This window comes from Candidatus Finniella inopinata, from assembly GCF_004210305.1.
Lineage (GTDB): Bacteria > Pseudomonadota > Alphaproteobacteria > Paracaedibacterales > CAIULA01 > Finniella > Finniella inopinata_A.
Map to the genome: position 1 here is coordinate 75,839 of NZ_SCFB01000007.1, position 20,272 is coordinate 96,110.

Below are 20,272 nucleotides of genomic sequence, written 5' to 3' on the forward strand. Positions count from 1 at the left end.
CCTTATAATTAACAAAATATTATAAGGTATTTGCGGGTTATGAGGTTTTTTTTATTAGGTATTTTATGTGTTTTGGTGAATGGGCCCGTCATAAGTTCTGATGGCTCTGCGTCGCAACAGTCTATCGATGTTAAATCCGCAAAAAGGCTTGAACCTATCAATAATGTGGGGAAAAATCCCAATTACCGAAGCTATTTTCCTCAGGCCCCTGTCGTGCATGCCTATGACCCTTCCCTCTTTGGTGCTGACCTGAAGGATTTTCCCGTTATCGTGAAATTCAAGGTTGATACCATGCGCCAATATTTACCTGATGAAATCGCAAAAGTTATCCACGATAAGAATGATGACAATATGGACCTTTACTGGGTGCCACAAATCAGAGACACGAATAATCCCAATTTAATGCGGTATCATTATTGGCTTTCGCCCAATGGGTCAACATGGCACCGAGGTGATGTATGGTCGCGGGTTTCAAAAACCCCTAGCGGTTTAACGCTGAAAGGCAACAGGGATTCTATTCAAGAGGTTAACGTGCATGACAACGTTTCGTCACCCGATAACTATTCCATTCAAGATTTGCTGCCCGATGAACCTCAAAGCTTGGCATTTTGGTCATTCGTTAAAAACTCCGCCACCAACAGGCACGCCGTAACCCTGCATTGGTTATTGACCTGGTCCGATAATGCGTGCTTGGCGAAAATAGCTGATAGTGCCAAAAATTTAGGCGACATTGGTGATTGGGTGTCGTTGCTGCCCACTTTAAGTAAGCTTTATCATTTTGCGTTTTAGGATCTCGCGTTGAAATTGATAACCGGACAATCAAAGGTTGAGTTGGCTCAGCAATTGGCAACAGGGCTGTCCATTCCGTTGACACACCTGGCGTTGAAACGGTGTGATAATGGCGAGTCGTTGGCCCGCGTTGACGAAAACCTTGTTTTCAAAGAACAGATTGTTATTGCCCATGTGCTGGAAAAGCCGGTTGATTCATCCTTGATGGATTTGTTGCTGATTATTGATGCGGTGAAATCGGCGCAACCTGAATCGCTGGCCCTTATTTTGCCCTGTTATCCTTACAGCCGACAAGATCACCCAACCCCTGACAGCACAGGATCTGCAGCAAAGCTTGTCATGCGTTTATTGGCGGCAGCTGGTATTGACAAACTGATAACGGTTGATATGCACCGCCCCGACACTTTAAAGAATGCGCCTTTCAAGGTATGTGAAGTCAGCCCGATTCCTTTATTTGCAAAAAAGGTTTTGGCAAAAATGTCTTCTGCCCTTATCGTCGCCCCGGACCAAGGGGCCATCCATCGCGCCAAAGCTTTAGCTGACTGCATAAAGACGGACTGGACTTTTTTAACGAAACAACGACTTGAAAATGGCGATATCGTGATGGGATCGCTGACTAGGGGGGTCGAAGGTCGTGATTGCATCCTTGTCGACGATATCATTGATTCCGGAAAAACACTGTTCCGGGCAACCGACTATTTATTGGCAAACGGCGCCCATCAAATTGATGCGTTTGTAACCCACGGAGTCTTTGGCCATGGCTGTTTAGATCGGCTGACCAAATCAACACTGAAAAGTTTAACAATCACCAATACACTGGACTTAGACCCAGGAATCTTGGAACACCCCAAAATCAGTTGCGTGGATATAGCATCCATTTTGGCCAAGAACAAAAAAAATTTGTTTTTCTTATGAAATGAGCTATATTGAATATAGTCATAGTCATATAACCATGGTGATAAAGATGTTGCAACTATCTGCCGGTGAATTTAAAACCCACTGCCTCAAATTAATGGATTTGGCCCGCGACCAACGAGAAACCATCCTAATCACAAAAAGGGGAATTCCTGTCGCTAAGCTTGTGCCTTACGACGATGCCCCGCTTCCTGTTTTTGGGTTTATGGCAGGATCGTTTTCTATAAAAGGCGACATTTTAGAACCCATTCCAGAAAAGTGGGATGTTGAAGATGACCTCTAAAGCCATTTTGGACACGCACACCTTTTTATGGTTTGTTGGGGGGAACAAGGCTGAGTTGAACCAAAAAAACATAAGCGACATCGAACAATATGCCAACAACCACAGCTTGTATTTGTCGGCTATTTCATTATGGGAAATAAGTATGCTTGCCAAGAAAGGTAGAATCACCCTTGAAATACCATGCTTAAAATGGATCGACCAAGCCCCGCAAATGCCAGGCCTAGAGCTAGTCCCTTTAACACCAGCGATAGCCGTTGAAAGTGCCTTCCTTCCCGGTGACTTTCATGGTGACCCAACCGATCGAATGATTGTGGCAACCGCCAGGGTCATCCAGGCTACGTTGATTACGCGAGATGTAAAAATCATCAACTATGGCCAACAGGGCTACATGCAGACCGCCCCGCTCTGAAAAAAATTTCCCATCTTGTCAGGTAGGGCTTTGCTGCCCTATAAATAATCTATTCCCCACCGATTGTTTAAAATGATGGATTATAAAAATACCGTTTTTCTACCCAAGACTTCGTTTTCCATGAAGGCGAGCTTGGCTCAACGCGAACCTGAAATCCTACAATTCTGGCAAAGTATCGACCTTTATGGGCGCCTTCGCGCAAAGGCGGCGGGTCGAAAAAAATTCATCCTGCACTTTGGCCCCCCTTATGCCAATGGACACATCCACATCGGCCACGCGTTAAGCGAGGTTTTGAAGGACATCGTCACCAAGACATATCAGATGATGGGGTATGATGCCCCGTTGGTGCCCGGCTGGGATTGTCACGGGTTGCCCATTGAATGGAAGATCGAGGAAAATTATCGCGCCAAGGGTTTATCCAAAGACGAAATTCCTGTGCTGGATTTCCTAAAAGAATGCCGCAGTTTCGCCGAAAAATGGATGAACACCCAAAAGTCCGAATTGGAACGCTTGGGCATTCTGGCCGATTGGCAGCAACCTTATTCAACTATGACGCCAAGCACTGAGGGGAAAATTGCTGAAAAGCTGTTGCAGTTTTCGATGAAGGGCCTTTTATACCGGGGGTTAAAGCCCGTCCTTTGGTCCGTGGTCGAGAAAACAGCCCTGGCCGAGGCCGAGGTTGAGTATAAAGACCATACCAGCGATGCCGTTTTTGTGAAATTCGACGTGGTCAAGTCACCCTTGTCATCCTTGGTCGATGCGGCGTTGGTCATTTGGACAACAACCCCCTGGACATTACCAGGGAACCGCGCGATCGCCTATGGCCCTGATTTTGACTATGCGGTGATACAGGTTTTGACGGCCACCGATCTGATTGCAAATGGGCAACGATTGGTTCTGGCCAAAGATTTGGTCCCCCAATTTTGCCAAACGGTTGGTCTTGCAGATTATAAAATCGCCGAAACATTTAAAGGCGAACAGCTGCAGGGAACTGTTTGCGCCCATCCTTTTCAAGATCAAGGCTACGATTTTGCCGTGCCGGCGTTGCCAGGCGACCACGTCACGGTGGAAACCGGCACAGGTTTGGTGCATACAGCACCTGGCCATGGCGTAGAGGACTTCATGGTTGGCAAGGCTTTTGACCTAGAGGTCCCCGCGACCGTTCAGGCTGATGGCACCTATTATGCCCACGTTCCCTTATTTGCCGGTCAGCACATTTACAAAGTTGCCCCGAAAATGTTAGAGGCGTTAAAAGACGCTGGTGCCTTATTACATGCCACCAAGTTGCTTCACAGTTACCCCCATTCATGGCGGTCGAAAACCCCGTTGATTTACCGAGCCACATCCCAATGGTTTTTGAACGTTGATGCCATTCGTCAACAGGCTTTAAAAGAGATCGACCGCATTGAATGGTTCCCCGCCCAAGGGCGCAATCGCATTCGCAGCATGGTTGAAAATCGCCCTGATTGGTGTTTGTCACGCCAGCGCACCTGGGGCGTGCCGATTCCGTTATTTGTACATAAACAATCGGGCGAGCCGTTGAAAGACGATCATGTGAATGCCCGTATTGTGAAAGCCATTGGCGAACAGGGAATTGAAGCATGGCACACGTTAGAAGATGCGCATTTCTTAGGCGCAGACCACAATCCAAACGACTTTGAAAAAGTAACCGACATTGTTGATGTCTGGTTCGACAGCGCCTGCACCCAAGATTTTGTTTTGAAACACCATCCAGAATTGGCGTGGCCAGCGGATGTGTATTTCGAAGGATCTGATCAACACCGGGGATGGTTTCAATCATCCCTGATGGCATCGGTTGGCCTGACAGACAAGGCCCCTTATCGCCAGGTCGTTACCCACGGCTTTGTGTTGGATGAAAAAGGCTATAAAATGTCAAAGTCGACCGGCAACGTGGTTGGCCCCGATCAGGTGATTAACACTTTAGGCGCTGATTTGCTGCGGCTTTGGATTGTAGGCTCAGATTATACCCAGGATCTGCGTATTGGGTCAGAAATCTTAAAACATCAAGAAGATATTTATCGTCGTTTCAGAAACACCCTTAGGTATTTGTTGGGCGCTTTGGCTGATTATACGACCGAAGAACAGGTCACCACGAATCAATTGCCCGATTTGGAAAAATGGGTTCTGCACCAATTGACAAAGCTGCATCAATTGCACGCCGATTGCGTGAAAGAGTATGACTTCTCCACGTTCTATACGGCCTTGCACACCTTTTGTTCGGTTGATTTATCGGCCTTTTATTTCGACATTCGAAAAGACAGTCTTTATTGCGATGCGCCAACTTCTGCCAAACGGCGTGCGGCACGGACCGTTATGAATCATGTTTTCTTGGCGTTAACTCACTGGTTGGCCCCTGTGCTCAGCTTTACAGCAGAGGAAGCCTGGCAGGCCCATAGCCTGTCGCCCAAGGAAAATCAGGTCAGCATTCACGAGCGGGAGTTTTTAACCCCAGAAGCTGATTGGTATCAACCTGCCCTGGCAGAGAAATGGCAAGTCATTCGGGATGTGCGCCGCGTCATTACCAATGCCTTGGAATTAGAACGGTCAGCCAAAACCATTGGGTCCAGTTTGCAGGCCCATGTGGCTGTGTACGTGTCTTCAGAAATTGCCCTTTTGTTGAATGGGGTTGACTTGGCAGAATTGGCCATTACATCAGCTGCGACGATGGTGATTGCCCAATCACCGGGTGGAGCGATTACCCTGGACGATGTACCCGATGTTGGGGTCATTGTGAACAGCGCCAATGGTCACAAATGCGATCGATGCTGGCGGGTTCTACCCGAAGTGAACGAAGAAGTGACGTCTGCTGGAGATGAACGGTCCCATCAAGACGTTTGCTACAGGTGTGAGGATGTTTTGGTTGGTCAGGGTTAATGAAACCAGCTTGGATTTTATGTGACGAGGGAAAAGTTGGCACCTACCGCCAATGTTTAGCCTTGGCCAAAATTCTGAACATAGAGGCCGTGCATAAGCCCATCAACCTCAACGCCCCTTATCGTTGGTTCCCGCCTCAAATGATGCTGTGGTGTAAGAATCCGGCAAAATTACAGTCCGTTCTAAGCGAACCCTATCCCAACCTAATCATTGCCGCCGGACGTCAGGCCGTGAACGCGGCCCTTGTTTTAAGGCGCGTGTGCAAGACCATTGTTCTGCAAAATCCCCGTATTGATCCGCGTTATTTCGATTTGGTTATTCCGCCCTATCATGACAACGTGCAGGGCCAGAACGTCATTTCAACCCTGGGCGCTTTGCACCCCATACGACCGGAAGAACTGGCCCCTTTGCGCCACGAGCATTACCAGGGGCCGACAGTAACGGTTTTGATTGGCGGCGACAGTCAACATTATCGTTACACGTCAACCTATATACAAACGCTGGGTCAGACTTTGCGTAACTTGGTGACGACGCCAGGTCCTTTCCATGGGGCGCAGCTGCTGATCACCCCATCCCGTCGATCACGGCCAGAATTGTTGCTTGAATTAAAGCGCATCCTGATGGGAACTGATTTCGAAATGTGGAATAATCAGGGCGATAACCCCTATTTGCGGTACCTAGCCTGCGCCGATACGGTGATGGTAACGGGTGATTCGATCAGCATGATGTCGGAGGCCTGCATCACCGGAAAACCTGTTTATATTCACCAGATCCCTACGTCCAGCAAGCGCCTTTCGAATTTTCTAACGATGTTGTACGAAAACCATCACGCGGCCCCGTTATTAGAACATCCAGGCAATAAACTAACATTTAAACCCTTGGATGAACTGAAACGGGTGCATGGGTTGATATCAGACCGTTTATAGATTTATTGAGTCGACGATGCAGCAGTAAGCCGACTGCGCAGGTCCATCACGACCTTCACAATATCGATAGCTTCCGCAGCATCTTTCCCCGATTCTTTTTCGGTTTTTTCGAATAACTTAATTAAGTCAGGAAGAACGCTGCCCCTTTTCCGCATGATGTCGAAATAAAGCTCTTTTGCCTGCTGAGGTTTTTTTTCATACCCATCGCATTTTTCAGTCAGCCCAACTATTTTCCGCCTAATCGCATTTTCATCTCCTGCGGCAATCCGTTCATCGATATATTGGTGTGCCGGCCGTAAATCAGTCCGAAGACAGTGCTTATCATAAAGTAGCTCTATCATTTTCCGATGTTCTGGCGTAACAGCGTCAGGGTCGTATTTTCCTGCATAGTCGCCTATTCCATTATCGCTAAAGGCTAAGAAGTGACAATAACCGTTAAAATGCCTGTAAATATAGGGACTATCATATATTGTTTTGACTAATGCTTCCATTTCGCATTTAGCAGCCCCTTGTCTTGAGGCATCAAGTTCACTTTGCAATTTCTTTGCCTCTTCAAGATCCTTTTTGTAACCCCTAACCCCATGAGTTAGTCCCCCTATTTTCTTTTCTTTCGCCCATTCACTTGTCCATCTGTTGCTTGTTTGATTCATAAGCCGGTCAATATGATCACGATGGGCCGCTTCCATACTAGGAGACATATAATGATAAGTAGCCCTATTGCTTAGTTTTTCTAAAGGTTCTCGTAATCCCCTTGTAATGGGGCGGATGGCATACGCTTCAATAAAGTTAAGGGCTTTCAGAAAAGGTTCTTCGTCAAGGGAGTTTCCGAGTAATTTTTCAGTTTCATACAGTATCAAAGAAGGATGATAGTCGATCAATTTATCAAAAAGTGTACGGGGTAAGTAATTGACGATTAACTGTTTTAAATAAGACGTTTTGAATGGTATTTTTAAGGCGTCGGTCAAACTAGGGGATGATTTCCCCTCCTGATTCAAAGCGATTCCTGGCTTTGAAGAAGCGCTTGAAGCCGAGGGCACGTAACCGTCCATATCCCCAGAGCTGCTAGCATGCAAAGAACTTACCCAGGAAATGCCTGAAAGGCCCAGAATTAAGATGTATTGATTGAACTGCATACAAATGATCCTATAAAAAAATGAGGACTGCTAGCAACAGCCGCTAACCCTGTATATATACGGGAATCTTGCTGTTAGGTTACAGGAAGCCCTTTAATAAACGGTTAATAAAGACTATTCGCCTTAGGCCTTTTTTCTTAGTATATAGACAACAGTTTCCAACTGCGCAGGCGTTTATTCTTTTATAGCCTCAAGACCGGATCGGTTACGGGGAGGAGAATTTGTGGGACTGGCCTTTCTTTTTCCTTCAAAACGTTCCTCTCCTGAAAGGCCTGACCGTAAAAGATCCGACCATAGATCACGGCCCCTTTCTGCTTCGACATGCTCAAGAACATCATCCACACCAGCAGTATTAGATGAAACCTTTGGCCAAAATGCCTTGAAGCCAGCAACAGCTTTCTATATTCATCGTGGGTCGTTTTGCTACTTTCTAGGACGCTTAGATACTGTCGGTGAATCCAAGCAGGATCATTATTCGATAATTCTTTGTTTGAAATGGCATTCAACATCTCAATACCTCTAGAAACAAGGCAGCTGCCATATGCTTTCAAGAACACCTCAACAGATTTTCTAATTGCAGATCTACTGATACTTGTGCAATCCATTCCTTTTTCATAAAGCTCAGCCAGCTTTACAACTAGGGGCTGCACCATAACGTCAGGTGTACGGGGCAAAAGTTGCATAATGCTTTGGGTTGCTAAGGCGTACTCTTCTGCGCTGGTTGCATAATGTGCCAAAATATAAAAAACGACGGCGACTTCAAGGCGAAAATTTTCGTGATCGTTCAAACCAACTGCAAAAAGAAGCGATTTGCCTATAAACAATCGTTCCTCTGGTGTTGTGATTTTTTGAGCCAGAACTCCCCCTATTTGGGCTCCACTGAGCTTTACATCAGGGTCAGAATCTTGCAGAAAAATGGGAACGGATCTTTGAAGCAATTGCAGATCATCCGTGCTAGCCTGATCTTTTGTCAAGCGAACGTAGGCATCATTTACGGCTGAATACCCACCGTCATCAAGTTGAAACGACAATGGATCATCTTCTGTTTTTTCTTCATCCTTCTCTTTTGAAGAAGGCGATGAATATGGGGTTTTTTCTTCTTCTTTTCTATCACCACAAGCTGGTACGAAATAGGGTTCAGGTGTCTGCAAGTGTCTTCTTAAAACACAAACTTCATGAGATTCATCTCGGTCATATTGAGTTGCATTCCCACTAACCAACGCCATCCCTAATAATAAAACAACTTTCATTAGCGAATGGGCCTTTTTACGCAAGATAATCATTAACAAACTCTTCCTTTCACCGTGTTATACGTTCTATACAATTTTCGCCAAAGTTTAATATATGGTCCCATTTATGGTCAGACAACTGTTTTGTTGGGGGGGGTAGTAAAAAATACTCACTTCTCAGTATCGATTACGTACTCTAGGGCACAGTCATTACGTAAAAGACTTAGTCAGTCATTGTCGTACTTTAAGTATCTGGAAGGGCTTCGTACCGGGCCTGCTGTTTCTATTGCACAATTTTTGCAAGTTCTTGTTCCATGGCGCTTCGTTTTTCACTATCTGAAACTTTCTGGCAAAGCTTCTTTAAACCAGAGATTGCTTCCCGCGCAGGGACGAAAGATGCCCCGGCTGCTTTGCACATGATAACGCTGATATAATTTGTTCTAATCCAGGCTAGGTCATCACCAATTCTCTCTTTTTGAGAAAGAGCTTTTAAAAACTTAACACCTCTGATGGTCATTTCATGATCGGCAGGATTTTTTAAAGATTCTTCAATACAGGCAGTGATTTTACTTTTTTGTTCTGTTTCATAAAGTATGGCCAAACCTTCAAACACCTCTTGTAACAACCAGTCATACGATTTCTTGAAAAGTTGTATAAGCCCGTCTGCGGCTAGATTTCGTTCTTCTAATGTCGTTGTGTTTTCTGCTAAGACGGAAAAAGTAGGGGTCATTTCATAAAAAAAATCGGGAAGTTCAGCTTTGGGAATCATAGGAAGAACAACCTTTCCTATAAAATACAATTCTTCAGTGGTTGTTGCCTTTTCAGATAAAATATTAAAAATAGAAATCCCACTTGATCTGATGGATGAACACGAATGATCAAGAAGAGGCGGAACGGCTGCTCTTAATAACCGCCGTTCTTCAAGGCTTTCGGCATTTGCAGCAAGGGCCGTATAAGCATAAGATGCCCATTGGCGCACATGGTCATTTTTATCACAAAGCAGGTCTTCTAAAATTGTCTGAATCAACCTTCGTTCTGACTCTTCTGTTGCTTTTTTGGCTATGAACTGAAAGCTTTTAGCCGTTTCTTGACGGACCATATCATCCGTATCTATTGCTAAAAGACTTAAAGTTTGCCTGATAACTTGTCGTTCTTTAAATTCCGAAGCTTTTTGCGCTAATTCCTTAATACCCTTAACCCCGTGTTGACGTACGTGGGGGGAAGACGCTATGAGCAGTGGTTGCAAGGATTCCAGCAATTTGGATCGTTCTTCCTGGGTAGTTGCGGTTGTGATAACACACCTAAGTCCTTCAACCGTTCCGTTAAGAGTATCAGAGGGAGAGGAATCGTCACTTGCATGCCCCGAAGCCGCCGTTAGGCTGAGCAAGAGGCTGAGTTTGTAGAGTACATGAATTTTTTGTCCAACAGAAACCACAGGCGATAACCCCCTTTACGTAGATTTGCCTATTATTTAACTTTACTTTTAATTAAATACCGAACTGTTGGTCGCGTCAAGGGAAAGGGGGGTTTGAATAGTGGATAAAAACCTAAACCCTGGTCTTTCGGGCTTAAAGGCGTCGCGCACGGCTTCGCCTATAAAGATAAGAAGGCTTAATAAAAACGCAGCGGCTTGTATACCACTAAGCCGTGGCACCAGCTTTTGGGATTATCATAAAGTCTGTTTTCTTGATCACGATTGCCCCCCTGGAGTAAGAGGATAATGACGACGCAATTTCTCCTGCGGTATCGGCAACCACATAAGCAGCTGGCGGAATATAGGCGCTAAGTTCGTTAGGTGTGCAACCCATAATCGCCAAAGAATCACAAGACTTGCCTAAACTTATTAAAGAATTCATTACAGAGGGAAAATCAGCGGGCTTAGCATCATAATTAGGGAACCTCTCGGCATAGTTTTCTTGATTCACCCCTAACCTTCTGTTCAAATTCACGTTAAACAAGGCTGTTTTTGGTGAAGAGGGCGATCCCTTGCGACTTAAAACGACAGCCGACAATAATTTATTTGAAGTCAGGTTGCCAACCCCTGTCAGGGATCCACTATCAATATCTTCGGTGGAAAATGCTGTCTCATCGTATAAAAACGATTCATGTACCCCATGCGATAGCGTGTTGAAAGAACGAGACACAAATCCCCTAGGCGGCACGAATCGAGCATCGTCATTCTCTAGTATATTTTGCAGACTGAAGACTACGTTTGTACCAAAAAACCTACAGAATCTTTCAAGATATCCTAAAATTCTGGCAAGTCTTTCCTGGAATTTTTTGTCACCTGCGTTCGGTCCAGCATTATTGTATTTTTCGGTAGGCTCAAGGCGTCTTGGAGCTTCTTCAGCTGTTCTTTCTCCTATACGCCAGCTGACATAAACAACGTTTGTTATGGGATCCCGCCCAATGGTAAAAGAATGGTCAGAAAGGTATTCATCAACAAAAAAAGGATATCTGTGATTGTCAATCAACGCGCGGCGTAATTTAGGAAGGGATATTTTACGAAAACACTTATCTTTGAAAGGAATCAGTGTTCTTAAGACAGCGGCTTGCCCCTGGAATAAGCCCTTTTTGTGCTCGTCAAGTTGAACTTTGCTTTGGTCAGCTCCATTACTTATCCACTCTTGGTAATCCGGCCAATCCTGATCTTCACCAAAAATTCCAGCAAACTTGACACTTTCATTTTTTGATAACAACTGGTTCAGTAAGACTGACTCGTCAGCTTTAGCTAATACTCGCAACAACTTTAGGACAACCGTTTTATGAGCCCCTTTCGATGAACCTGTATTGATGTCTTCCCCTGTAACTTTTTCGAAAAAGCCTACTGTTCCAATTACCTGAAAATACTGGTCCTTTTCATCTTCCGTAGCAGGACGATCAGAAACACCCCAAACATCTCCCGCTATGATGTTCTTTGCATCGGTTAATTTTCTCTTTATTTCCTGTTGCGCGGAAGTATCGTAAATCTTCGAATCATCCTCGATCAAGTCCTGTGCTTCTTTGGCCAAAATTTGGGCGTAGCCAAGGCATGTCAGATGCGGATTCATCTGATAACGCATATCGAAATCAGCTCGTATTCTTGTAACATCTGTTGGCGATAAAGCCTGAGCGCAGGTAAAAAAGGCGTATAAAAAGAATAAAAAACGACAGGCCATACAAAAACCAACAGTAAAAAAGTCTATACAATGATATATATATCATTTAATTTCAGGTTTAAAGAAAAAATTCATTATCAACACACCAGGACGTCCATTTCTGCCGGACAACCCCGCAATCGTTTCATAGAGGATAAAACCTAAACCCTGATCTTTCGGGCATCAAAGGCGTCGCGCACGGCTTCGCCTATAAAAATAAGAAGGCTTAATAAAAACGCAATCGAGAAGAAAGCGGTCAAACCCAGCCACGGGGCGTGAATATTGTTTTTGGCTTGGGTTAATAATTCCCCAACGGATGCCGACCCGGGTGGCAACCCAAACCCTAAGAAGTCCAGGGATGTTAACGTCGCGATGTACCCATTCAAAATAAAAGGGATATAGGTCAACCCAGCGATCATGGCATTTGGCAACGTATGCCGCCAAATGATGCGTCGGGTGGTCACGCCCAAGGCTTCGGCTGCCCTCACATAATCCAATGCCCGCGTTCTAAAGAATTCAGCCCGCTTTCGACAAAATTCAATATATGGTTCCATTGATGGTCAGGATACTGATTCGTTAGGGGGGGCAGTAAAAATACTCATCCCTCAGTGTCGATTATGTAGTGTACGGCACAGTCATTACGTAAATGGCTTAGTCATTAACGAAAAACCGAATCGACAAAAGCCTTGTGCCGAGCCCGTTCCTTCTGCTCTTTCACCTGTAAAATTTTTGCAAGTTCTTGCTCCACTGCGCTTCGTTCGTCAGAATCAGAAATTCTTTGACAAAGTTTCTTAAAACTAGAGATGACTTCCTCCTGCAAGTACCATATTTGCGGGTTTTCCAATTCTATATAATTCAGATAGGTTTGTTTAATCCAGTCAAAGTCCTCGGTGGTTTTCTCTGTTCTTGAAAGAACTTCTAGAATTTTAAGGCCGTTATGACCCATAAATTTTTCAGCGCAGGCCTTGACTGTATCTTTTTGTTCTGTTTCAAAAAGCATAACCAACCCATTAACAGTTAAATCTATGCCCCAAACGACCGGCCCCCCTATTAGCTGTATTAAACCATCTGCCACCAATTGGCGTTCTGATGGTATTGTTGCTCTCACAGCTAAAATGGAAAAAATAGAAGAAGCATAGTTAAGAAAATCACCGTTCTCAGACTGAGTAAAACGGGGGTGAAGCTGATTGGCTATGAAAAGCCGTTCTTCAGACGTTATTGCCTTGTCAGCCAAAGCTCTAAAACTAGAAAGCCCACTCAAGACAACATAGTTACACGAATTACTAAGAAGGGACGGGGCGAATTTAATTAGCGTTCGGCGTTCTTCATCACCTTGCGCACTTTTCACCAATGCTTTACAGGCATAAGACGCATACTCTTGCACATTGACAACTTTATCACCAAGCAGGTCTTGTATAACTGCCAGGATCAATCCTCGTTCTGAAAGATCTGTTTCTTTTTCAACCAGCAATTGAAGGCTTGCAGCTGTATTCTTGCGGATTTTATATTCCGTATCCTTAGCTAAAAGTGTTAAAATTTGCCGAATGGCTTGTCTTTCCGCCAATGTTGACGCTTTTTTCGATAATTCTCTATACGCCTCAGCGACTTGTAGACGCACATGGGGGGCGAAGTGCTGGGTTAGAGGTTGCAAAACCTGCATCACTTGAGATCGCTGCACTAGGGTAGTCTCGGTTTTGCTAAGATACTTAAGCCCTTCGGCCATGTCATAAAGCATATCAGGGATAAAGGTTGGTGAGGCAGTGGCCTGTAAAACATCCATCAGGGGTTGGAATTCCAAGGGGACTCCAAGCCTGGTCAAAATCAGCACCCCTTTTACACGAATCCAACTATCTGCTTCCGCCGAGCCATTCTCACTTAATAACGAATTTGAAAAGACGACTAAGTTTTCCTGGACTTTCGGACTTAAAATCATGGGGTCTATCAGTTTTTTTAAACCGTTAATGGCGCCGATCCGGACGCTTTTCGGATTATTAACATTGGCCAGCAATACCAACATTTCTTGTACTCTTTCTTGATTGGTAACATCCTCCGGTGATGGGGGGTACTCTCTACGTATGTCTCCCAGCTGATCTAAAGTCCAAATTTGAAGAAGTTTTTCGTCGTTGTCCGTTGCATTACTAATTAAAAAACTCAACGTTTCCCTTATAGAGGTGGCCATAGTAAATGATGGGGCCGCTCTGAATAAATCAGGCATAAGGCTTAAAACAGCCTGACGATTTTCCAAAGTTTCAGCATTTTTAGCCAGATCATCCAAGACAGTGGCAGATTCCTGTCCAATCGTTGAACTCTTAGCGGTTTTTGCTAACCGGGCAAACCGCCCCTGCCACGTTTCGATCGACAATGAAGAGGTTTCACTTGCATATCCAGTCGAAGCCACCGTTAATCCCAGAAAGAGGGCGAGTTTGAACAATGAATGAGTTTTTTGGCCAGTAGAAACCATTGGTGGTATCTCCTTTTACGCGGAATTACAAGCTATTTAACTTTAATTTTAATTAAATACCGAACTGTTGGTCGCGTCAAGGGAAAGGCGGGTTTGAATAGTGGATAAAAACCTAAACCCTGGTCTTTCGGGCATCAAAGGCGTCGCGCACGGCTTCGCCTATAAAGATCAGCAGGCTTAATAAAAAAGCAATCGAGAAGAAAGCGGTCAAACCCAGCCAAGGAGCGTGGATGTTATTTTTGGCTTGGGTTAATAATTCCCCAAGGGATGCCGACCCAGGTGGCAACCCAAACCCTAAGAAGTCCAGGGATGTTAACGTCGCGATGGACCCATTCAAAATAAAGGGGATATAGGTCAACCCAGCGATCATAGCGTTGGGCAGCATGTGCCGCCAAATGATGCGTCGCGTGGGCACGCCCAAAGCTTCGGCTGCCCTCACATAATCCAACGCCCGCGTTCTGAAGAATTCAGCTCGGACCACACCGACCAGGGGCATCCAACTAAAAAACAGCATGATCCCCAGCAACCACCAAAAATTGGGCTCTATCATGCTGGAGAGAATGATCAACAGATACAAAATGGGCAAACCGCTCCAAATTTCAATCATCCGTTGGCCAATCAGATCAACACGCCCACCAAAGTACCCCTGAATGGCCCCCACGCAGACGCCTATCACGGCGGCAGAAAACGTTAAAATAAGGCCAAACGAGATGGAAATGCGAAAGCCATAGATTAGCCGCGCCAACACGTCCCGGCCTTGATCATCCGTCCCCAACCAATTCTCCCTTGACGGCGGCGATGGCGCTGGCGTGGGCAGGTGATAATTAACGGTGGAGGCGGCATAAGGAATGGGGGGAAACACCATCCATCCCTTCGCCTCGATCAGCTTTTTGACCAAAGGGTCGCGATAGTTGGCGGCAGTCTCGAAATGCCCCCCAAATGTAGTCTCAGGATAGCTTTTAAAAACAGGGCAATAAAAATGACCGTCATACCTAACCAATAATGGTTGGTCGTTGGCGATAAATTTGGCCATCAATGTTGCTAAAAATAAAAAAATGAACAAGCACAAGGACACGTATCCGCGTTTATTCGCCTTGAATTGCCTTAAGCGGCGTTGCATCAAAGGGTTCATACTGTCAGCCTCGTGCTGCTGTCAGGTCAATGCGGCGATCCACCGCCATGTACAGCAAGTCCCCAATAAGGTGCAACACCATGCCCAGTAACGTGAACATATAAAGGGTTCCAAACATGACGGGATAATCGCGGCTCATCGCGGCCTCGAAGCCCAACAACCCCAGCCCATCCAATGAAAACAGAACTTCGATCAAAAGGGACGAGGTGAACAAGATATGAATAAAGGCGGCTGGAAATCCGGCAATGACTACCAGCAAAGCATTACGGAAAATGTGGCCATACAAGACGCGTTTCTGGCTAAGGCCTTTGGCCCGGGCCGTCACAATATATTGTTTGCTGATCTCTTCCAGAAATGAATTTTTCGTCAGCAATGTCAATTTGGCAAACCCCGCAATGACCATGGCAAAAATGGGCAAGGCCAAATGCCACAAATAATCAACCGCTTTGCCAAAAAGGCTTAAGCTTTGCCAATTATCAGAGGTGAGTCCGCGTAATGGAAACAGGCTCCAAAAGCTGCCGCCGGCGAACATGATAATCAGGAATAGGGCGAACAGAAAACTGGGAATGGCATAGGCAATAATGACCACGCCGCTGGTTATGACATCGAAGCGCGATCCATCACGAACCGCTTTCGCAATGCCAAGGGGGATAGATATGCAGTAAACCAAAAGGGTTGTCCATAGGCCAAGCGAGGCTGAGACTGGTACCTTTGAACAAACCAACGAGACAACCTTTTCATCACGAAAGTAACTTTTGCCAAAATCAAAAGTCAGGTAATTGCCAATCATTATGAAAAACCGTTGGTAGGCGGGTTTGTCAAAACCGAATTGCCGCTCTAGGTCTTTGATGAACGCGGGGTCGATGCCCTGGACGCCCCTGTAACTGCTTTCATAGGATGCGGTGCTATCAAAGCCAAAATCTTGGCCGCCGCCCCCAAAGCGATTCTCAACGTCTGACGATTCGCCCCGTATTTTGGCCAGAATTTGCTGGACCGGACCACCGGGTGCTGCCTGAATGATAATGAAATTGACAAGCATAATCCCAAACAGGGTTGGGATTATCAGCAAAAGGCGCTTTAAAACATAGCCGGTCATTTAGTTCCAGGAGGCAGGTTCCAGGTGCCAGGAGTCAAGTTTCAGAGAAGTACAAAATTCACATGGTTTTGAATGCCCGCGTACTTTTGTATTTTTCTGGAACCTGATACCTGGAACCTGTAATGTGTGGTGCCCTCGGGGAGACTCGAACTCCCACATCCTTGCGAATAGTAGATTTTGAGTCTACCGCGTCTACCAATTCCGCCACAAGGGCTAACGATCCCCATCATACTTAAGATACATACCCAATTCAAATCATTTTTCGGGATTTTTGTGAGAGAGATTTTAGCTAAGAAGCGTTATGAACAAGCAAGTCTTGAATCAAGGCTCTGACGCGCAAGATGTCATACTTGGGGTCTGTTTTACCGGAACCTAGAACGAAATCAAAATAAGCCGAAGGTGTTTTTAAATCAAAAGAAGTGGGGGAAGCAGTGTTGGAACCATATGGCTTTAGAGCACAGCCTTGTCTTGCATTGATGCGACCAAAAACGCCTGTTCCTCCGAAATTATTGACTGCAGTTAGATGATTACGACCCAAAACATTATCGAAAATAATCGTCAATACCGTTCCAGAATCTTCTTGACCTAGAGGATCACTGGTGAACCAACCCTGGTATATGCTGTCCGAAATTCCAAAAATAGCCCTAAGAAAAATGGACAGTTGCTCAGCTGGCGTTTTGCAGATAGGAGTGTCACTGACTGTGCCGCCAATGACCAAAGTAATTGAAAAGGGAGAATAGTTACTTAACTGATTGAACAAAGTAGCGGCTTGTTTACCTGCTAATATAGTATACTCGTTGGCAGTGGGGCCTTGCACAACCTCTCCTGTACTTTTAACACTGCTGGCACCAGAACATTCGCCTGTCTTATACCCAGAAAACAAGAAACGCACACCACCAGAGCTGAAGCTGGGAGCACCTAGCTTATACCCAGAAGACAGTACAGGCGCAGAAGGGGGTAGACCGCTGAAGCGTACGTCATTTTGAAGAGCCTCAAAACCAAACACTGAATCCATCAAATTATCCACAGCCTTGGTAAGCGTCTGACCCGTTACATTTGTACTGACATCATTTACAACCGCGGAAATCGGGGCGCATCTATGGGATCGTTGCGAAGAGCTTGTGTCGCTATTGGGAAACCCAATGGCCGTGGCGATAGCACGAAGAGTATGCGTCCCTATAAAGTTAGAGGGATAATCTATGGCTTGCTGCCTTGTCACGAGGCCTACTTTGTCAAGTCCGTCCATGGCACCGGAACCGTCAGCTACGGACAGTTTCTGCAAGGCAAGTTTATAACCAGGGGAAGAACTGGTTTCACCAAGGGACAGACCATACTGGGCCAGTTGTTTATTCAGCATCACAAAAGGACTGGTTGAAACCACAGAGGGAGCGTACCCTGTCGCCATGGCGATTGCACTGAAAATTAGTTTAGTATTCTAAAAATTATTTCCTAATTTTTTATTCGGCTTTTCTGCTGTTCTATCCGTTGTTATTATTCTTTTTTCTCAATAAAGAAAAAGGAAACAGGGATGCAGTTATCAGATACTTTCCTCAAACATTTTGAACCTCTTGCCGATCCTCGTATTGATAACCACAACAAGCTTCACAAATTGCACGATATCTTGGTAATAACAATATTGGCCACAATTTGTGGCGCTGATAACTGGGTTGATATTAGTGAATTTGGCAAAGCCAAATACGATTGGTTATCAACATTTCTCGAGCTGCCTAATGGTGTGCCATCTCATGATACTTTTGGCCGTGTGTTTTCCATACTTGACCCAGAGCAATTTGAATCCTGCTTTTATGCATGGATCAAGTCACTCTCTATCGATGTTAATTCTGAGATTATTGCTATTGATGGAAAAACGCTACGGGGTTCTGGCAACAGAAGAAAAGAGAAAAAAGCCCTACACATTGTAAGTGCCTGGGCAAGCAATCAAAGTCTTCTTTTAGGGCAAGTTAAAACGGATGAAAAATCCAATGAAATTACAGCCATTCCAAAATTACTCAAGATGATTGATGTTACTGGTAGTACAGTCACCATTGACGCCATGGGTTGTCAGCAGTCAATTGCTGAAGAGATCTTAATTCAAGGTGCAGACTACGTATTAGCTCTAAAAGATAATCAACCGAAGCTTCATGAAATGGTCAAGGCAATTTTCCATATAGGAGAATCACGTCAGTACAAGAAGATGCTTAATCGACGGAAAGTAGAGAAGATCCATGATCATGGTCGCATAGAAACACGTCGCTATACATTAGTATCAGCACGCGATCCGGCAGTATTTCAACTTCGTTGGCCTGGGTTAAAGGGTGTTGGCATGCTTGAAACAACACGCACAACTAATAATCAGGTTGAGCGTAGTACCCGCTACTTTCTAACAAGTTTAGCCTATGAAAATATTGATCAGTTTATGGTTGCTGTCAGAAAACACTGGAACATAGAAATTAACCTGCACTGGTCTTTGGATGTAGGTTTTAGGGAAGACCATAACCAGGTGCATGTTGGCCACGCGGCCAAGAATTTGGCTGTCATGAGACGTATTGCTTTGAATCTACTCAAGCAAGAAAAAACGAATAAACGAGGGGTGAGCTGTCGACGGAAGGTAGCAGGCTGGGACAACAAATACTTATTGAAAATTCTAACCGCTGACCACAATTTAAAGCGCGTTTGAGCGGATTGACTGATATAAACGGTAAGTCTTTTAAAGGGGAGGATAGTGTCTAAAAATAAAAAAAACAGGAAGTAGATCTCTCAAAACCTACAAAATCAAATCAATCTACAAAAGTTTGGGAAATAGCAGAAACCGTAATTTTAAAAACTAGGCTGAGGAGATGTCAGTGCAATCGCCATGACCCTGTCGCCACGGTATAACCACCAGTCGGGAACGTAAAACTTGTGCCAAGCAATAGTCCGTCAATCTCGATGTTCGTGGGCAAGGTCAGCTTACCGGTCAAATTCAAGCGTGCCTGTGTTGCCGTGCTGGGGGTTAGGCCCAAAAGCCAAGTCCCGCCCGACAAATCTATCGTTGGGGCGTAAGTTTTTCCATAGCCACCAAAGGTACCGCTGGTCAAGGTAATTGTCCCTTGTGTATCAGCGCTTCCCCACTGGGCAGTTGTATGGCTTCTATCACCAACAATCAAGCTGCCCGCATTGATGGTTGTACCACCCAACCAATTGGCGTTAACGGTATTCAACGTCAATGTCCCCGCACCGCCTTTGGCAAATGTAGCAGTGCCATTAGAAGCAATGTCTGTATCGTGGGCCGCCCCTGCTGTGGCCGGAGTTAGAACACTCGTGAATCCTGAGTCGGCTGTGTAAGCAAGGGCACCCCCAGCAGGCATAGTTATGATTCCCGAACCCGTGCTGTTTACAAACGATGAGAAGCTGATGTTTTGAAAATTAATGGTGTTCGGAATGGTTCCCCTGAAAAGGGATGAACCAGAGGAGGTAGATGAACCCGTTATAGTCGTTCCGCTTGACGCACCTGTGATAGAAACGCCCCCAGTGAAGTTGGTTAAATCAGTGCTGGTTGCCTCCACTGTATCGGTCGCTGTCGTAAGGGTAAGGATGGGGGTTGTTGTAGTGTGGGCGCTTACCCCAGTCGTAAGGGCATCATTTATGCTAATATACGGATAGCTGGTGCCGCCTGAGGTAATTTGCAAGTTCACCACATCCGCCCCATACGCACACGTTAACGCCGACAGGCTGACGCCTAATAAAAACATCATTGTACGCATAGAAATCCCCCAAAATAAACAGACCTTATTTATTGTGATTTTGAAGGTTTTTTATTAAAATATAGTTAAAAAATCAATATGTTTTTATAACATAAACAATATTATAAATTGCGAACAAAGAAAT

At 45.2% G+C, this 20,272-nt stretch carries 16 protein-coding genes, 1 tRNA gene and 1 pseudogene; 7 read left to right on the forward strand and 11 right to left on the reverse strand.

All coding sequences use genetic code 11. The annotated features are described in order from the left end of the window. Window positions 1-39 precede the first annotated feature (39 nt). From EQU50_RS06260 to EQU50_RS06285, 6 genes are all read left to right on the forward strand, one after another. Entirely contained in the window at window positions 40-789 is a 750-nt protein-coding gene (locus EQU50_RS06260) for a hypothetical protein (RefSeq protein WP_130154280.1), read from the forward strand. A gap of 9 nt (window positions 790-798) precedes the next feature. Beyond that, complete coding sequence (locus EQU50_RS06265) at window positions 799-1,704, forward strand: ribose-phosphate diphosphokinase (protein ID WP_130154281.1); 906 nt, start codon at window positions 799-801, stop codon at window positions 1,702-1,704. A 49-nt stretch (window positions 1,705-1,753) separates the two neighbouring features. Then, the gene (locus EQU50_RS06270; protein ID WP_207216328.1) at window positions 1,754-1,987 is read left to right on the forward strand and encodes a type II toxin-antitoxin system Phd/YefM family antitoxin; all 234 of its coding nucleotides are present in this window, start codon (window positions 1,754-1,756) and stop codon (window positions 1,985-1,987) included. Beyond that, a complete protein-coding gene (locus EQU50_RS06275) occupies window positions 1,977-2,396 on the forward strand; it encodes a type II toxin-antitoxin system VapC family toxin (RefSeq protein ID WP_165380373.1) in 420 nt (139 codons plus the stop codon). The genes EQU50_RS06270 and EQU50_RS06275 overlap by 11 nt, the downstream gene beginning before the upstream one ends. Window positions 2,397-2,468: 72 nt before the next feature. Then, entirely contained in the window at window positions 2,469-5,291 is a 2,823-nt protein-coding gene (gene ileS / locus EQU50_RS06280; protein ID WP_242508837.1) for an isoleucine--tRNA ligase, read from the forward strand. Beyond that, complete coding sequence (locus EQU50_RS06285; protein WP_130154283.1) at window positions 5,291-6,217, forward strand: mitochondrial fission ELM1 family protein; 927 nt, start codon at window positions 5,291-5,293, stop codon at window positions 6,215-6,217. Before ileS ends, EQU50_RS06285 begins: the two co-directional genes overlap by 1 nt. Window positions 6,218-6,219: 2 nt before the next feature. On the opposite strand, the gene EQU50_RS06290 is transcribed toward EQU50_RS06285, so the two are convergent. The 10 genes and pseudogenes from EQU50_RS06290 to EQU50_RS06335 form a co-directional block, all read right to left on the reverse strand. Then, window positions 6,220-7,350 carry a hypothetical protein gene (locus EQU50_RS06290; RefSeq protein ID WP_130154284.1) on the reverse strand — a complete coding sequence of 377 codons (1,131 nt, stop codon included), beginning with the start codon at window positions 7,348-7,350 and terminating at the stop codon, window positions 6,220-6,222. 182 nt (window positions 7,351-7,532) lie between these two features. Continuing rightward, window positions 7,533-8,633 carry a hypothetical protein gene (locus tag EQU50_RS06295; protein WP_130154285.1) on the reverse strand — a complete coding sequence of 367 codons (1,101 nt, stop codon included), beginning with the start codon at window positions 8,631-8,633 and terminating at the stop codon, window positions 7,533-7,535. Between the two features lie 229 nt (window positions 8,634-8,862). Beyond that, window positions 8,863-10,014, reverse strand: coding sequence for a hypothetical protein (locus EQU50_RS06300; protein ID WP_130154286.1), 1,152 nt, complete (start codon window positions 10,012-10,014; stop codon window positions 8,863-8,865). 205 nt (window positions 10,015-10,219) lie between these two features. Continuing rightward, window positions 10,220-11,737 carry a hypothetical protein gene (locus EQU50_RS06305; RefSeq protein ID WP_130154287.1) on the reverse strand — a complete coding sequence of 506 codons (1,518 nt, stop codon included), beginning with the start codon at window positions 11,735-11,737 and terminating at the stop codon, window positions 10,220-10,222. Between the two features lie 140 nt (window positions 11,738-11,877). Further along, window positions 11,878-12,240: pseudogene (locus EQU50_RS06310) on the reverse strand (ABC transporter permease subunit); the annotation flags it as partial. Window positions 12,241-12,374: 134 nt separating this feature from the next. Continuing rightward, a complete protein-coding gene (locus tag EQU50_RS06315; protein ID WP_165380374.1) occupies window positions 12,375-14,114 on the reverse strand; it encodes a hypothetical protein in 1,740 nt (579 codons plus the stop codon). A 175-nt stretch (window positions 14,115-14,289) separates the two neighbouring features. Beyond that, window positions 14,290-15,309 carry an ABC transporter permease gene (locus EQU50_RS06320; RefSeq protein ID WP_130154290.1) on the reverse strand — a complete coding sequence of 340 codons (1,020 nt, stop codon included), beginning with the start codon at window positions 15,307-15,309 and terminating at the stop codon, window positions 14,290-14,292. A 4-nt stretch (window positions 15,310-15,313) separates the two neighbouring features. Beyond that, window positions 15,314-16,405 (reverse strand): microcin C ABC transporter permease YejB, encoded by a 1,092-nt coding sequence (locus EQU50_RS06325; protein WP_130154291.1) that lies wholly within the window; start codon window positions 16,403-16,405, stop codon window positions 15,314-15,316. A gap of 127 nt (window positions 16,406-16,532) precedes the next feature. Continuing rightward, window positions 16,533-16,619: transfer RNA gene (locus EQU50_RS06330), tRNA-Leu, on the reverse strand. A gap of 75 nt (window positions 16,620-16,694) precedes the next feature. Next, window positions 16,695-17,810 (reverse strand): hypothetical protein, encoded by a 1,116-nt coding sequence (locus EQU50_RS06335; protein WP_130154292.1) that lies wholly within the window; start codon window positions 17,808-17,810, stop codon window positions 16,695-16,697. A 123-nt stretch (window positions 17,811-17,933) separates the two neighbouring features. Here EQU50_RS06335 and EQU50_RS06340 point away from each other — a divergent pair, with 123 nt between their 5' ends. Then, window positions 17,934-19,082, forward strand: a complete 1,149-nt coding sequence (locus EQU50_RS06340) for an ISAs1 family transposase (RefSeq protein ID WP_130153184.1) — start codon at window positions 17,934-17,936, stop codon at window positions 19,080-19,082. Window positions 19,083-19,245: 163 nt separating this feature from the next. Here the strand turns inward: EQU50_RS06340 and EQU50_RS06345 are convergent, their stop codons facing one another. Continuing rightward, window positions 19,246-20,148 carry a hypothetical protein gene (locus EQU50_RS06345; RefSeq protein ID WP_130154293.1) on the reverse strand — a complete coding sequence of 301 codons (903 nt, stop codon included), beginning with the start codon at window positions 20,146-20,148 and terminating at the stop codon, window positions 19,246-19,248. Between the last annotated feature and the right edge of the window lie 124 nt (window positions 20,149-20,272).

Coding starts and splice junctions, on each gene's coding strand:
- EQU50_RS06260 (WP_130154280.1), top strand. CDS start 40: ATGAGGTTTTTTTTATTAGGTATTTTATGTGTTTTGGTGAATGGGCCC.
- EQU50_RS06275 (WP_165380373.1), top strand. CDS start 1,977: ATGACCTCTAAAGCCATTTTGGACACGCACACCTTTTTATGGTTTGTT.
- EQU50_RS06305 (WP_130154287.1), bottom strand. CDS start 11,737: ATGGCCTGTCGTTTTTTATTCTTTTTATACGCCTTTTTTACCTGCGCT.
- EQU50_RS06290 (WP_130154284.1), bottom strand. CDS start 7,350: ATGCAGTTCAATCAATACATCTTAATTCTGGGCCTTTCAGGCATTTCC.
- EQU50_RS06320 (WP_130154290.1), bottom strand. CDS start 15,309: ATGAACCCTTTGATGCAACGCCGCTTAAGGCAATTCAAGGCGAATAAA.
- EQU50_RS06285 (WP_130154283.1), top strand. CDS start 5,291: ATGAAACCAGCTTGGATTTTATGTGACGAGGGAAAAGTTGGCACCTAC.
- EQU50_RS06270 (WP_207216328.1), top strand. CDS start 1,754: ATGTTGCAACTATCTGCCGGTGAATTTAAAACCCACTGCCTCAAATTA.
- EQU50_RS06345 (WP_130154293.1), bottom strand. CDS start 20,148: ATGCGTACAATGATGTTTTTATTAGGCGTCAGCCTGTCGGCGTTAACG.
- EQU50_RS06295 (WP_130154285.1), bottom strand. CDS start 8,633: ATGATTATCTTGCGTAAAAAGGCCCATTCGCTAATGAAAGTTGTTTTA.
- EQU50_RS06340 (WP_130153184.1), top strand. CDS start 17,934: ATGCAGTTATCAGATACTTTCCTCAAACATTTTGAACCTCTTGCCGAT.
- EQU50_RS06335 (WP_130154292.1), bottom strand. CDS start 17,810: ATGGCGACAGGGTACGCTCCCTCTGTGGTTTCAACCAGTCCTTTTGTG.
- ileS (WP_242508837.1), top strand. CDS start 2,469: ATGATGGATTATAAAAATACCGTTTTTCTACCCAAGACTTCGTTTTCC.
- EQU50_RS06325 (WP_130154291.1), bottom strand. CDS start 16,405: ATGACCGGCTATGTTTTAAAGCGCCTTTTGCTGATAATCCCAACCCTG.